Consider the following 14,566-nt stretch of genomic DNA (forward strand, 5'->3'; position numbering starts at 1 on the left):
TAAACTGCGTCAAGCTGTAGTCAACAAAGACATCTTTGCCGTCACGGCATCCACGACACGATACGAGGATAGGTTCGATGCGCACTACCGGCTCATCCGGGGCAATGACCCTGCTCACCGAACACGATCCGGCCGACGGCCGCGAACTGCGCTCGCTCCGGCTGGAAGCAACGGGCGACGGCAAAAGCGTGCTGCTGATCGAGATCGACGAACGCAAGCCCGGCATCCACCGCGAGGTCCGCTACGAGATCACGCCGGCCGAACTGATCGCGGCGATCCGCTCGCACGGCGCCGAGCTGCCCGGCGAAAACCATGGCGCCGCCTCGCTCGCGCGCACCCTCTCCTGATTCCGGTCGGTGAGCCACGCGCAGCGCGCCGGCTCACCGACATCCCCCTGCCGTCGTCAGGCGCTTTCCGTCATTCCCGCCGTTGTCTTGAAAAAGGCCGATAATCGGCCCATCTGCGTTTCCTGCCCACGCCTTTCCTTTTCGGCCAGCCGTCATGCTCCGTGACCTCGTCGCCCAGTACGGGCCGCTTCTCGTGTTCGCCAACGTGCTCGCGGCGGCCATCGGCCTGCCGGTGCCCGCGATGCCGACGCTCGTGCTGTTCGGTGCGATGGCCGGGATGCACCCGGACATGATCGGCTCGCAGCTCGTGACGGTGGTGGCGGTGTCGGTGCTCGGTGCGCTGATCGGCGACACCGTGTGGTACGTCGCGGGGCGCCGTTACGGCGGCACGACGCTGAAGACGATCTGCCGGCTGTCGCTGTCGCGCGATACCTGCGTGAGAAAGACCGAACGCTTCTTCGGCCGTTACGGCGTGCGCGTGCTCGCGGTCGCCCGCTTCATTCCCGGGCTGTCGCTCGTGTCGGTGCCGATGGCCGGTGCGCTCGGCACGCGCTATCGCACGTTCGCCGGTTACGACGCGCTCGGCGCCGCACTGTGGACGATCGTCGGGCTGGCGGCCGGCATCGTGTTCTACCGGCAGATCGACTGGCTGTTCGCCGGCGCGAGCCGTCTCGGCCGCGCGGTGCTGCTGGTCATCGTCGCGCTGCTGGCAATCTATGCGGCCGTGCGCTGGATGCGCCGCCGCGCGCTGATCCGCCAGCTCGCCCATGCGCGGATCGGCGTCGACGAACTCGACACCCTGCTGCGCGACGACACCGCGCCGGTGGTGCTCGACGTGCGCTCGCCCGAGCACCGCAAGCTCGACCCGTTCTCGATTCCCGGCGCCCAGTTCGCCGACGAGCGGCAGATCGCCGACATCGTCGCGCGCTATCCGTTCTCGCAGAAGTTCGTCGTGTACTGCTCGTGCCCGAACGAAGTGACGGCCGCGCTGATGGCGAAGCGCCTGCTCGACGCGGGCTTCACCGATGCGCTTGCGCTGCGCGGCGGCCTCGACGCATGGCGCGACACGGGCCGCCAGCTCACGTCGCTCGCGGAAGAGATGCCCGCGGCGAACGATCCGGTCGCGGGGCTGCACAAGCCGGCCTGAGCACACTGCCCGCAGGCCGGCCGCGCGATGCGGGGGGCGCGATGCCCCCGTCGATCAGAACGCGTGCAGCGGCAGGTTCACGACCAGGCGGTACTCCCTGTTCGTCGCGTCCGAGTAGTGTGCCGAACCGTTGTGCCACATCGCGATGAACGTGACCTTCGTGTTCTTCAGCTTGCCGCTCTGGAACGTGTACGACGGGATGAAGCCGAACTCGTGGTGACGGCCCTGCACCGGCGCGCCGTTGCTCCAGTAGATGCTCGACTTGCTCGGGTCGTTGGCCGCGCCCGCGCTGCCGTCCGCACCCCAGCCCGTCACACCCCAGACCATCGCCTTGAAGCCCGGCAGGCCCGCTTCCTTGCCGTAGAACGTGTAACGCAGCTGCAGCGACTTTTCGTGCGGCGCGTTGTAGTCGACGTCCATCGAGTTGGTCAGGAAGATGCCGTTCGTTTCGTTCAGGTAGTCGAAGAACTGGTCGCCGAGCACCTGCTGGAAGCCGAGCAGCAGCTCGTGCGGGCCGTGCTGCGCCGCCACCGACAGGCTGTATGCGTTGTTGTCGATCTTGCCCTGCAGCGCATCGCCCGTGTCGTGCGTCGAATAGACGTTGCCGAAGCCGGTCCACTTGATCGTCTGCGGGCTGCCGATGCTGTGCTTCACCGACGCGTAGTACTGGTGCCACACGTCGTCGGCCTGGTTCGCATACAGCGCGACTTCGCCGTTCGGCGAGTAGTCCCACGTGCCGCCGACATACGACAGGCGATTGATACGCGTGCCGCCGTACTGCGTCGTCAGGTTCGTGAGCGTCGTGTGGCCGCGCGCGTCGGTCTTCGTGAAGCTGCCGGCCTCGAGCATCACGTTCTTGAATTCATTGCTGACGATCGTCGCACCAAGGAACGTCGGCGGCAGCGCACGGTTGTCGTGCTGCTCCATGAACGGGTTGTCGACGGCCTGCAGACCGTACTTGACCACCGTGTTCGAGATCCGCGCCTTGATGTCGTAGATGCCGGGGTACGCCCATGCCAGCTGGTTCCCGCCGCCGCCGCCCTTCGCGATGTGCACCATGCTGCCGGCGCCCTGGCCGCCGTCGAGCTTCAGCGCCGCATACAGCGATGCGTCGAAGCCGATGCCGATCAGGCCCGTCGTGTAGCCCGACTCGAAGTTCGCCATCGCGCCCTGGACCCACGCGTGGCGATGCGGTCCGCCCTTGCTGTCGAGCACGTCCGAATAGTTGCGGAACAGGAAGTCGAGATGGCTGTCGGCAATGAAGCCATTCGACTTCGACTGCGCCGACGGCTCGTCCGGCGGCGTGACGGCCTGGTTCGCTTCGGCGTTGATGATCGCGTTCGGGGTCGATGCCTGCGCAACGGTCGCGGCCGTACCGGCGGCCGGCGCGGCCTGCGCGACCGTCAGCGGCGCGGGCGCCGCGTCGTCGGCGTGCGCAACGCCCGTCAACGAGACGCCTGCGAGTGCCGGCAGTCCCCATGCAAGCAGCATCTTCGATGCCGTCCCGATCGTCTTCTGTTTTTTCATCGTCATTCTCGTCTTGTGTTGATATCCGTCCACGCCGGTCGCGATCCGCTCCCGGCCCCCCGGCACGCCCGGTTAAGGACGCGCCTGTACCCGCGACGCGAAGATCATTCGCGCCGCCACTGCCCCTGTTGACCTGCCTGGTTTTATTTGCCGAGTTACTTCACTTCACGCCACGCCCGCGCGGATGCACGCGACACGCGCCGCCGACCCCTGCCGAACTTCCGGCAGCGGCACGTCCCGCGCGCATGCGTCGATCGCGACCGGGCAGCGCGTGCGGAACGCGCAGCCGGACGGCGGGTTGAGCGGCGAGGGCATCTCGCCCGCCAGCAGCATCGGACGGCGAGCACGCTCGCGCGCCGGCTCCGGCGTCGGCGCCGCATCGAGCAGCGCCTTCGTGTACGGGTGCTGCGGCACGCCGTACACGTCATGCCGCGTGCCGAACTCCATCACGCGGCCGAGATACATCACGAGCACACGCTGACTGATCGCCTTCACCACGGCGAGATCGTGTGCAACGAACAGATAGGACAACGACAGTTCGCGTTGCAGGTCGCGCAGCAGGTTCACGATCTGCGCCTGGATCGACACGTCGAGCGCCGACACGGGCTCGTCGCAGATCACGAGCTTCGGCGCGCCGATCAGCGCGCGCGCGATGCCGACGCGCTGGCATTGCCCGCCGGAGAATTCATGCGGATAACGCAGCAGGTGATGCGCGTTCAGGCCGACGCGTTCGAGCATCGTGACCACGCGGCGGCGCACCTCGGCACGGCCGAGGCCGGCCTGGTGCGTGACGAGCGGCTCGGCGACGACCTGTTCGATCGTCATGCGCGGATCGAGCGACGCGAGCGGATCCTGAAAGATCATCTGCACTTCGCGCCGCATCGTGGAGCCGCGCAGGTGATCGGGCGTGACGGCTTCGCCGCGCCACTTCACCGTACCGGCCGTCATCGGCACGAGGCCGATCAGCGCACGCGCAAGCGTCGACTTCCCGCAGCCCGATTCGCCGACGAGCCCGACCGTCTCGCCGCGCTTCACGTCGAACGACACGCCGTCGACCGCGCGCAGCGTGCCCTTCGGCGACCACGGATAGCCGCCGAGCGGCACGCGGAAATGCACCTTCAGATTGTCGACGGACAGCAGCGTGTCGTCCGTCACGCCGGCATCGCGGCGTTCATTGACGCTCATCGCAGACCTCCCGTCAGATCGGCCACCGGGCGGTGGCATGCGCGCACCGCACCCGCGGCGCCATAGGTTTCGAGCGCGGGGCGCGCCGCGCCGCAGCGCTCTTCCGCATACGTGCAGCGCTTCGCGAACGCGCAGCCGGCCGGCGCGGTGCCGGGCATCGGCGGATTGCCGGGAATCGCGACGAGCGGCGCATCGTCCGCGTCTGTCAGGCGCGGCAGCGCATTGAGCAGGCCGATCGTGTACGGATGCGACGGCGCCGCGAAGATCGATTCGGCCGGCGCGTATTCGACGGTGCGGCCCGAGTACATGACCATCACGTCGTCCGCGAGGCCGGCGACCACGCCCATGTCGTGCGTGATCAGCACGATCGCGGTGCCGCGTTCGCGGTTCAGCTCGCGCAGCAGGTCGATGATCTGTGCCTGCACGGTCACGTCGAGCGCGGTGGTCGGCTCGTCGGCGATCAGGATTTCCGGCTCGGACAGCAGCGCCATCGCGATCATCACGCGCTGCCGCATGCCGCCCGAGAACTCGTGCGGATACATGCGGATGCGTCGCGCCGCGTCGGGAATGCGCACCGATTCGAGCGCCTCGATCGCGCGCTTCGTGGCTTCCTTGCGCGACAGCTTGCGGTGCAGCTGCAGCGTCTCGGTCATCTGCCGCTCGATCGTCAGGAACGGATTGAGCGACGTCATCGGATCCTGGAAGATCATCGCGATCCGGTCGCCGCGCACCGCGTTCAGCGCGCGCGTGTCCATGTCGAGCAGGTTGTCGCCGCGGTAGCGCGCGACGCCGGTCGTCGTGCCGTTGCCGGCCAGCAGGCCGAGCAGCGCCATCACGGTCTGGCTCTTGCCCGAGCCCGATTCGCCGACGATGCCGAGCGTCTTGCCGGCTTCGAGCGAGAACGACACGCCGCTGACGGCGTCGATCGGCGGGGCATCCTTGCGCGTGAAGCGCACGCCGAGATTGTCTACTTCGAGCAATGCGGCCATCTCAACGATCCTTCGGGTCAAGCGCATCCCGCAGGCCATCGCCGACGAAATTCACGCAATAAAGCGTCACGCACAGCATGACGGCCGGGGCGAGCAGCAGCCACGGCATCGATTCCAGTTTCTGCGCGCCGTCCTGGATCAGCACGCCCCAGCTCGTCATCGGTTCCTGCACGCCGAGGCCGAGGAACGACAGCACCGATTCGGTCAGCACGATGCCCGGCACCGAGACCGTCGCGTACACGACGACCACGCCGAGCAGGTTCGGCACGACGTGGCGCCGCACGATCGTGGCCGGCGTCACGCCGATCGCGCGCGCCGCGTCGACGAACTCGCGGTTGCGCAGCGACAGCGTCTGGCCGCGCACGACGCGCGCCATGTCGATCCACGAGAACGCGCTGATGGTCAGCACGACCAGCATGAACGAGCGGCCGAACAGGGTCATCATCAGGATCGCGATCAGCAGGTACGGAATCGCGTACATCATGTCGACGACGCGCATCATGACGGAGTCGACGCGGCCGCCCGCGAAGCCCGCGGTCGCGCCCCACGCGACGCCGAACAGGCCCGACACGAGCGTGCCGAGCACGCCGACCTCGATCGACACGCGGCCGCCGATCAGCGTGCGCACCAGCAGGTCGCGGCCGAGCTCGTCGGTGCCGAACCAGTGCTGATTCGCCCAGGTCGGCGGCAGGCTGATCGCGCCCCAGTCGCTCGCGGCGGGATCGGCCGCGAGCAGCCACGGGCCGACGAAGCAGGCGAGCGTGATCAGCGCGAGCAGCACGAGGCTGAACACGGCTGCGCGGTTGTGAAGGAAACGCGCCATCGCGAGCGCGAGCGGCGAGCGCGAACGCGGCGGCGAATCGGTCTGCACAGGCAGACCGACGACGGGAGTAGTCGGAGTCATCGCGGTGCCTCGCTCAATAACGGATGCGCGGATCGAGCCACGCATACGCGAGGTCGACCAGCAGGTTGAACAGCACCGCGCAGACGGTGGTCAGGACGACGAGGCCGAGCACCAGCGTGTAGTCGCGGTTGATGGCGCCGTTCACGACGAGCTGACCGAGGCCCGGCAGCGCGAACACCGATTCCGTGACGACGGCCGCCGTGATCGACGAGATGCAGACCGTGCCGAACAGCGACACGACCGGCATCAGCGCGGGCTTGAGCGCATGGCGCAGCACGATCGTCGAGCCCGGCAGGCCCTTGGCACGCGCGGTACGGATGTAGTTGCTCGACAGCGTCTCGATCATCGAGCCGCGCATCACGCGCGCGAGCAGCGACATGTTGATGAAGGTCAGCAGCACGATCGGCAGCAGCCGGTACTGCCAGCCGCCGTCGCCCCAGCCGCCGGCCGGCAGCCAGCCGTTGCCGGCCGACGTCTTCAGCAGGATCGCGAAGATCCACACGAGCACGGGGCCGAGCACGAACGGCGGCACGACGTTGCCGACGTTGCCGATCAGCATCACGATGCGGTCGATGAAGCTGTCGCGGCGCACCGCCGCGACGGTGCCGAGCAGCACGCCCAGCCCGATCGAGATCGGGATCGACACGCCGCCCACGCCGAGGCTCACGGGCAGCGCCTTCCTCACGAGGTCGTTCACCGACCAGTCGACGTAGCGGAACGACGGACCGAGATCGCCGTGCAGCAGCGAATCGAGGTACATCAGGTACTGCTTCCACAGCGGCTGGTCGAGGTGATACTTCGCGTTCAGGTTCGCGAGCGTCGCGGCGGACAACTGCTTTTCCGTATCGAACGGACCGCCGGGCGTGAAGTGCAGCAGCAGGTAGCAGACGGTGACGACCGCGAGGATCGTCGGCACCGCCCACAACGTGCGCCTCAATGCGTAGGCCAGCATGATCGCTCCGCTCAGTGCTTGATCAGGTACATGTCCTGCGAAGCACGCATGTCGATCACGTTCTTCAGCGAATAACCGCCCACGTAGGGCTTCACGAGACGATCGGCCGAGTACTGGAACAGCGGCACCATCGGCGTGTCGTTCAGCGCGAGGTCGTGCGCCTGCGTGAGCAGCGCGGCGCGCGCCTTGTCGTCGAGCTTCTGGTTGCCTTCGTCGACGAGCGCGTCGGCCTGCTTGTTGCAGTAGCCGACGGTGTTCTGCGCGCTGCCGCAGCGCAGCAGGTCGAAGAACGTCATCGCGTCGTTGTAGTCGGCGAACCAGCCGTCACGCGCGATCTGCACCTTGCCGTCGTGACGCTCCTTCATCAGCACCTTGAACTCGACGTTCTCGAGCTTCGTGTTGATGCCGAGCTTGGTGCGCCATTCGGACGCGGCGAACAGCGCGACCTTCTTGTGCAGGTCGTTGGTGTTGTACGTCAGCGTGAACGACAGCGGCTTCGCGTCCGAATAGCCGGCCTGCTTCAGCAGGTTCTTCGCGGTCTCGACGCGCTTGGCCATCGGCCACGACGCCCAGTCCGGCGTGAACGGCTGCACGCCCTTCGTGCCGTTCGGCATCAGGCCGTACATCGGCTTCTCGCCGGCCTGCGTGAGCCTCTGCGTCAGCACGTCGCGATCGAGCACCATCGACAGCGCCTGGCGCACGCGCTTGTCCTTCAGCACCGGATCGCTGTTGTTCAGATAGTAGTAGTAGGTCGCGAGCTGCAGGCCCTGTCGCAGTTCGCCGCCGAACTGCTTGCTGACCTGCTGGAAGATCCCCGACGGGATCGAGTAGCTGTAGTCGATCTGGCCGGCCTGGTACATGCGCATCGCCGTCTCGTCGCTCTCGATCGGCAGGTACGTGACCTTGTTGATCACGACCTTCGGCGCGTTCCAGTACTTCGCGTCCTTCGAGATCACGATGCGGTTGTTCGGCTGCCAGTCGACGAGCTGGTATGCGCCGTTGCTGACGATGTTGCCCGGGCGCGTCCATGCGTCGCCGAGCTTCGTCACCGTGTCCTTGTTCACCGGCGCGAGCGGCACCATCGCGGTCAGTTCGGGGAAGAACGCGACGGGCACGTCGGTCGTCACTTCCAGCGTATACGGATCGACGGCGCGCACGCCGAGTGTCGACGGCGCGGCCTTGCCCGCGATGATGTCCTTCGAGTTCTTCACGAACTCGACGAGGATCGTGTACTTCGAGCCCGTCTTCGGATCGACGAGGCGCTGCCACGAATAGACGAAATCGGCGGCCGTCACCGGCTGGCCGTTGCTCCACTTCGCGTCATGGCGAAGCTTGAAGATCCACGTCGTCGGCGTCTTGCGTTCCCACGACAGCGCGACACCCGGCACGACCTGGCCGGCTGCATCGATGCGGGCCAGCCCCTCGAACAGGTCGAGGCCGATCGTGTTGCCGGTCCACGACTCGATGTGCGCGGGATCGAGCGACTCGACTTCGGCGGGCACCTGCCGCGTCAGGTCCTGTTGAGGAGCGAGCGCGACGTTCGACGGGACGGTAACGGCGTGGGCAACAGGCGTCGTCAGGGCGAGCGCGGCCAGCACGGCCGACATGGCATGCAAGGATTTCATCGTGGCAGTCTTGAGAAGGTTGGTTCGGTGCGCGTCGCGCGGCGGATGCCGCGGATTACGCGTGAGACGCTGACGGGCGCAGCGATTGAGGAGGCCCGTGATTCTCGTGTAGCATTTTAGTATTCCTTACGTTTCTTTCGACAGGCATTCCGTCTTGGAAACGAAGGAATACCTGTGCGTTAGAACAGCCTCGGTGTACCGACCCAGACCACCACCGACTCGATTTTCGCGGTGTTGACCCAGCTATGCGGCACCGTCGACTGATAGTGCGAGCTGTCGCCGGCCTGCAGGACGAACGTCTTGCCTTCCAGCGTCAGCGACACTTCCCCTTCAATCACATACAGGAACTCCTCTCCTGCATGTGTCGTCACCTCCGACCGCTTCTGCCCCGGCGGCATCCTCACGAGGATCGCCTCCAGCTGGCGCCCTTCGGACACGTTCGTCAGCCGCGCGAACAGGTTCGCCGAATCGGCAAACCCGAAGAAGCGCAACTGATCGCCTCGGCAGACCGAGCGTTCCTCGCTCGGCGTATCCACGAAGTACTGCACCGTCACACCGAGCGCGTGGGCAATACCGGCCAGCGACGTCAGTGACGGCGACGCGAGCCCGCGCTCGACTTGAGACAGAAACGGCTTCGAAATCCCCGCGGCGGAAGCGGTGTCGTCGAGCGTGCGCTTCAGACGTTGGCGCAACGCGCGAATCTTGCTGCCCAGTGCGACAGCGTCTGCCGATCGCGAGTTTTCAGTGGGGGGAACCATAGCAGGCCGAAAAGTGGTCGTCAAAAAATGTTTGATGGAAAGTAACTAAGTTAATTGGAGATAGCTTAATCTTCGGGTTCGTACACGCCTTCGGCGTTGAGCCCGGTGCACTAAACAGGGCCCGAAGCGAACGAAACGACGCGCTATCTTGCCAGACTCGCGGGCTTCACAGGCAAGCTGCAAGCGGCTCTCCGGGAATTTGCGGAGAACGGGCGTCAAGCTTACAAATACATGATGAGACGAATGTTCCTGAAAGCTGCTGCCATATCGGGAGTTTCCCTAAGTGGCACGGACCCGACGCACCGGACCGGCAAACGTTACCATTCGCGCGCCGGTCGGGGCCGCGCACCGCCTTGTCGGGCGGAGTCCGACCCCGGCCCGGGCTAACCGCCCGACTGCTCCATCGCCGACGCAAGCCTACCCGGCCTCAGTGCTCCGGCGCCAGTTCGACCCCAAGACGACGCGTGATCCGTGCCGTCCGTTTCAACCGAGATTGATGATGCATTCACCTGTTTCACAAACCCGATCGTTCACGACGGTCTTCCTCATCGAAATGTGGGAGCGCTTCGGCTACTACGGCATGGCCGCGCTCCTGGTCCTCTTCATGGTCGACCGGCTCGGTTTCACCGACAGCCATGCGAACCTGACCTGGGGTGCGTTCACCGCACTCGTCTATGCCGCGCCGTCGATCGGCGGCTGGATCGGCGACAAGGTGCTCGGCGCCCGCCGCACGATGATCGTCGGCGCGTCCGTGCTGTGTGCCGGCTACCTGATGCTTTCGGTGCCGAACGACCAGCTGACGTACATGTACGCGTCGCTCGGCGTGATCGTCGTCGGCAACGGCCTGTTCAAGGCCAACGCGGCGAACCTCGTGCGCCGCATCTACGAAGGCGACGACGCGCGCATCGACAGCGCGTTCACGATCTACTACATGGCGGTCAACATCGGCTCGACGGTGTCGATGCTCGCGACGCCGTGGATCAAGGATCACTGGGGCTGGCACACCGCGTTCGCGGTCTGCTGCGGCGGCATGCTGCTCGCGATCCTCAACTTCATGCTGATGCATCGCACGCTCGCGCACGTCGGCTCGCAGCCGGACGACGAACCGATCCGCTGGAAGCGCCTCGGCGCGGTCGCGGCCGGCGGCGTCGCGCTCGCGCTGGTCACGCTGTACGTGCTGCAGCACAAGCAGCTCGCCGTGGCCAGCGTATGGACGGCCGCGTTCGCGATCCTCGCGATCTTCGCGTACATGATCGCGAAGTCGGAGCGCTCGGAGCGCGCGGGCCTGATCGCGGCGCTCGTGCTGATCGGCCAGGTGATCCTGTTCTTCATCTTCTACGTGCAGATGTCGACGTCGCTGACGCTGTTCGCGCTGCGCAACGTCGATCCGCGCTTCATCGTGTTCGGCACGACGCTGTTCACGTGGAGCGCCGCGCAGTTCCAGGCGCTGAACCCGATCTGGATCATGCTGCTGAGCCCGCTGCTCGTGTGGGTCTACAACGCCGTCGCGAAGGGCGGCCGCGACCTGCCGGTCGCCGCGAAGTACGCGCTCGGCTTCGGCGCGGTGGCCGCGGGCTACCTGGTGTTCACGATCAGCGGCCGCTATGCCGTGGACGGCCGCGTGTCGTCGTGGTTCATGGTGTGGGGTTACGGCCTGTACTCGCTCGGCGAACTGCTGGTGAGCGGCCTCGGCCTCGCGATGATCGCCCGCTACGTGCCGGCGCGCATGAGCGGCTTCATGATGGGTGCGTATTTCGTCGCGACGGGCGTGTCGCAGTATCTGGGCAGCGTCGTCGCGAACTTCGCGCAGATGCCGTCGCACGAACTGCCGGCCACCGAATCGCTGCCGCTCTACCTGTCGCTGTTCGAGAAGCTCGGCTGGCTCGCCGCGATCGGCATGGTGCTCGCGCTGCTGCTGCTGCCGCTGATGAACCGCCTGTCGCGCCAGCACCAGCGCTGTGCGGAAGAGCGCCGCGAGGAAGCGCTGCAGGCGCAGGGCGTCGCCCCGGCCCGGTAAGTACTATCCCTCGGCGTGCGGCCCGCACGCCATATTCTCCCGCCAGCGCGGCCGGCACGTCCTACACTGGTTGCAACGGCGCATCCGCTCCGTCGCGATGCGCACTGGCGGGAGAAGATCATGAAAAACAAGACGACTCGGCTCTTGAGGATACTGTCGGACATCCGGCACGCGCAGCGCTGCACCGCGATACGCGCCGCCCGGGCCGCAGCCGAAGCCGACGCGGTGCTCGCCGAGCGCGACGATCCGGCACCGGACGAACGCGACGACGCCGAATCCGACGACGCAATCGCCGTGCCCCGCTCCCGTATCGGCTCACCTCACTGACGCCGCGGCGGGCACGCGCCGCCTTCCGCGCCGCTCACGCAGCCGCGCCGCGCCACCGCGCGATCCACGTCCCCGAACCGGCCACGGCCATCATCAGCCCGAGCGCGCACGCGTCGGCCACGAGGCCCACGCCGACATGCCGCAGGTCGGCGCCGCCCACGACCGGATGCAGCAGCGAATCGAGGACGAGCGAGATCGCCGCGCCCGCCACGAAGCAGATCAGCCCGCGCTGGCCGACCGCCACGACGGGTCGCACGCCCTGCGCGATCCGCGCGATCCAGCCGAAGCGCACGCAATCGGCCATCAGCCATGCGACGGCCGCGAAGCTCACGACGCGCGGCAGCGCCAGGTCGCGCTTGAACACGCCTTCCGGCAACGGCAAGCCCGAGAACAGCTTGTAGCTCGCGCAACCGAGCACGACCGCGCATGCGAGCCCGGTCGCCGCCGCGCCCCAGCGCCCCAGCGCGATGCGCCGGTAGAACGGCTGGCAGCGCGCCAGCACGCCGGCGACGAACATCAGCTGCCACGCGAACGGGTTGAAGCTCCAGCGGAAGCCGTCGGTATCCAGCAGCTCGGGGCCGAGCCAGCCCGCCGCGCCCCACGACACGACGCTGAACGCAACGAGCAGCCACGGATGGCGACGCGCGAACGGCACGATCACCGGCGACGCGAGCGCGAACAGCACGTACATCGGCAGCACCGACGCCAGATATGGCTGGCGCTGGAACGTCAGCAACTCGGCAGCGCCCGTGAGCGGCGACGCGAGCATCACGCTGACATCATCGAGCGCGAGGTTCGGCGCATCGATTCCGTAATGGTCGAGCACGGCCGACACGACCAGCATCAGCGTCGACGTCGCGAGAAACGCGCGGTAGATCTGCATCGCACGCCGCACGAACCGCTGCTGCGCGGCGCGCGCGCCGTGCCGCTCGGCGATCGCGCCGTACGCGCTCGCGGTCGCGAAACCGCCGAGAAACACGAACACCTCGGCTGCATCGCACAGCGCGAACGCATGCAGCGTCACGCGCGACAGCACGCTCGCGCCGATGTGATCGACGACGATCATCAACAGCACGAGCCCGCGGAAGAAGTCGATTTCGATCAGGCGGCCGCCGCGCGGCGGCAGGACCGTGACGGACGGCGACGGGCTCAACGACATGAGCGCACCGGCACGACGGCGGTGCGACGGGCACCGGGGAAGGGATCGGGAAGAAGCTGGCGAGCGCGGTCAGCGGCGATACGCGTATGCCCGCATCGCACCAACCCGGCTGGCCAGGCACGGAGATGACCGTTCATCGAAAAGCTGCATACGAAGGGTAGTCGGTCAGGTCAGTCTAATGGCCGTTCGGGGAAGACCCTAAGTAACAAAGTGCAACCGAATCTTCTGTTCGATTACACGCGCGAGCCTGACGGAGCGCGGCGGTCGGCGTCGCCAGATTCACGTCAGCGCGACGCCAGCTTGCGGTCAGCATCGCCTCGTTCGGCCACCGGATCGCCGCCGTTCGATCGCGGCGGGAAGCGCGGTGCGATGCACGTTCCGCGCGGCCGCGCCATCGCGACCGGCGCTCATCCGCGTGCGGGCAGGCGCCGCATCAGCATCGCGCTGTGCCATGCGGTGAGCGCGACGGCGGCCCAGATCGGCCCGTAGGTGGCGAGCTTCGCGACGCTCAGCGTCTCGCCGAGCAGCAGCAGCGACACCGCGACGAGCAGCACGGGTTCGACGTAGCCGAGGATCCCGAACAGCGCCATCGGCAGCATCCGGCTCGCCTTCAGGTAGCTGGCGAGCGCGAGCGTGCTGAGCACGCCGAGCCCCGGCAGCAGCGCGGCCCACAGCGCCGGATGGCCGTCGACCCGCGTCGCGCTCGTCGCGACCATCACGAACGCGATCGGGCACAGCAGCACGATCTCGACCGCGAACGCGGCCAGCGAATCGGCGTTGATCCGCCGGCGCAGCACGAAATACGGCGGATAACCGAGCGCGACGACGAGCGTCGGCCACGCGAACGCGCGTGTCGCCCACACTTCGTGCGCGACGCCGAGCGCGGCGCACGCGACCGCCGCCCATTGCAGCGGGTCGAGCCGCTCGTGATAGTAGAAGCGGCCGACGATCACCATCGTCAGCGGCAGCAGGAAATAACCGAGCGACACCTCGAGCATGCGGCCGTGCAGCGGCGCCCACAGGAACAGCCACAGCTGCACGCCGAGCAGCGCCGCGCTCGCCGGCAGCGCGAGCAGCAGGCGCCAGTCGCGCGCGGTGCGGCGCACGAGACCGACGAGCGCCGGCCAGCGGCCGCGCAGCGCGATCAGCGCGAGCGCGCCCGGCGCGGTCCACAGGACGCGCCACGCGAAGATGTCGAGCCCCGTGAGCGGCGCGAGCAGTTTTGCGTAAACCGACATCAGCGCGAACAGCGTCGACGCCGTCACCGACAACATGAGGCCGCGACCGGCTTCCGGATACCCCGTCATGGTCGTTCAGCGCCGCTTACTGCTGCTGGAAACGCTCGAAGCGCCGCTCGGTCCGGCGCTCCTCGAACGTCACTTCGGTGACGCGCGCGGCCGGCGGCCCATGACGCAGCCACGCGAGCATCCGGTCGATCTGCGCGCCGGGGCCCTGGATCATCGCCTCGACGCTGCCGTCCTCGAGATTCGCGACCCAGCCGCGCAGTTTCAGCGCATGCGCCTCGCGCACCGTCGCATGACGGAAGCCGACGCCCTGCACGACGCCGCGCACCCGCACGTAGTAGGTTTCGATCCGTTCGTCCAGTTCATTGCGGCTCATCGCGTCGCC

General features: G+C 67.2%; 14 protein-coding genes. 4 read left to right on the forward strand and 10 right to left on the reverse strand.

The genetic code is table 11. The features are described from left to right. Positions 1-77: 77 nt before the first annotated feature. Positions 78-347: a hypothetical protein gene (locus WJ12_RS33530; protein ID WP_034187650.1), complete on the forward strand. Its 270-nt coding sequence runs from the start codon at positions 78-80 to the stop codon at positions 345-347. Positions 348-501: 154 nt separating this feature from the next. After that, positions 502-1,494, forward strand: coding sequence for a DedA family protein/thiosulfate sulfurtransferase GlpE (locus WJ12_RS33535; RefSeq protein WP_059559142.1), 993 nt, complete (start codon positions 502-504; stop codon positions 1,492-1,494). 54 nt (positions 1,495-1,548) lie between these two features. Here the strand turns inward: WJ12_RS33535 and WJ12_RS33540 are convergent, their stop codons facing one another. The 7 genes from WJ12_RS33540 to WJ12_RS33570 all read right to left on the reverse strand — a co-directional run bounded on the left by WJ12_RS33540 (position 1,549) and on the right by WJ12_RS33570 (position 9,434). Further along, positions 1,549-3,021, reverse strand: a complete 1,473-nt coding sequence (locus WJ12_RS33540) for an OprD family outer membrane porin (protein WP_034187850.1) — start codon at positions 3,019-3,021, stop codon at positions 1,549-1,551. A gap of 165 nt (positions 3,022-3,186) precedes the next feature. Further along, complete coding sequence (locus WJ12_RS33545) at positions 3,187-4,206, reverse strand: ABC transporter ATP-binding protein (protein ID WP_059559146.1); 1,020 nt, start codon at positions 4,204-4,206, stop codon at positions 3,187-3,189. Next, the gene (locus WJ12_RS33550; protein WP_034187647.1) at positions 4,203-5,195 is read right to left on the reverse strand and encodes an ABC transporter ATP-binding protein; all 993 of its coding nucleotides are present in this window, start codon (positions 5,193-5,195) and stop codon (positions 4,203-4,205) included. Before WJ12_RS33550 ends, WJ12_RS33545 begins: the two co-directional genes overlap by 4 nt. 1 nt (position 5,196) lies before the next feature. Further along, positions 5,197-6,099: an ABC transporter permease gene (locus tag WJ12_RS33555; RefSeq protein ID WP_034187646.1), complete on the reverse strand. Its 903-nt coding sequence runs from the start codon at positions 6,097-6,099 to the stop codon at positions 5,197-5,199. A gap of 13 nt (positions 6,100-6,112) precedes the next feature. Continuing rightward, positions 6,113-7,051, reverse strand: a complete 939-nt coding sequence (locus WJ12_RS33560) for an ABC transporter permease subunit (protein WP_034187645.1) — start codon at positions 7,049-7,051, stop codon at positions 6,113-6,115. An 11-nt stretch (positions 7,052-7,062) separates the two neighbouring features. Then, on the reverse strand, positions 7,063-8,676 hold the full coding sequence (locus WJ12_RS33565; RefSeq protein WP_034187644.1) for a peptide ABC transporter substrate-binding protein: 1,614 nt from the start codon (positions 8,674-8,676) through the stop codon (positions 7,063-7,065). A gap of 179 nt (positions 8,677-8,855) precedes the next feature. Beyond that, positions 8,856-9,434: a cupin domain-containing protein gene (locus WJ12_RS33570; protein ID WP_034187643.1), complete on the reverse strand. Its 579-nt coding sequence runs from the start codon at positions 9,432-9,434 to the stop codon at positions 8,856-8,858. Between the two features lie 496 nt (positions 9,435-9,930). Between WJ12_RS33570 and WJ12_RS33575 the strand changes: the two genes are divergently transcribed. Beyond that, positions 9,931-11,451 (forward strand): peptide MFS transporter, encoded by a 1,521-nt coding sequence (locus WJ12_RS33575; protein ID WP_034187642.1) that lies wholly within the window; start codon positions 9,931-9,933, stop codon positions 11,449-11,451. A 120-nt stretch (positions 11,452-11,571) separates the two neighbouring features. Beyond that, positions 11,572-11,778 carry a hypothetical protein gene (locus WJ12_RS33580; RefSeq protein WP_034187641.1) on the forward strand — a complete coding sequence of 69 codons (207 nt, stop codon included), beginning with the start codon at positions 11,572-11,574 and terminating at the stop codon, positions 11,776-11,778. 34 nt (positions 11,779-11,812) lie between these two features. Here WJ12_RS33580 and WJ12_RS33585 read toward each other — a convergent pair whose 3' ends face one another. The 3 genes from WJ12_RS33585 to WJ12_RS33595 form a co-directional block, all read right to left on the reverse strand. After that, positions 11,813-12,937, reverse strand: coding sequence for an OpgC domain-containing protein (locus tag WJ12_RS33585; RefSeq protein ID WP_059559149.1), 1,125 nt, complete (start codon positions 12,935-12,937; stop codon positions 11,813-11,815). A gap of 407 nt (positions 12,938-13,344) precedes the next feature. Continuing rightward, positions 13,345-14,244 (reverse strand): EamA family transporter RarD, encoded by a 900-nt coding sequence (gene rarD, locus WJ12_RS33590; protein WP_059559152.1) that lies wholly within the window; start codon positions 14,242-14,244, stop codon positions 13,345-13,347. Between the two features lie 16 nt (positions 14,245-14,260). Beyond that, positions 14,261-14,557 carry an acylphosphatase gene (locus WJ12_RS33595; RefSeq protein ID WP_034187849.1) on the reverse strand — a complete coding sequence of 99 codons (297 nt, stop codon included), beginning with the start codon at positions 14,555-14,557 and terminating at the stop codon, positions 14,261-14,263. Positions 14,558-14,566 lie beyond the last annotated feature (9 nt).

Source organism: Burkholderia seminalis (genome assembly GCF_001718535.1).
Lineage (GTDB): Bacteria > Pseudomonadota > Gammaproteobacteria > Burkholderiales > Burkholderiaceae > Burkholderia > Burkholderia seminalis.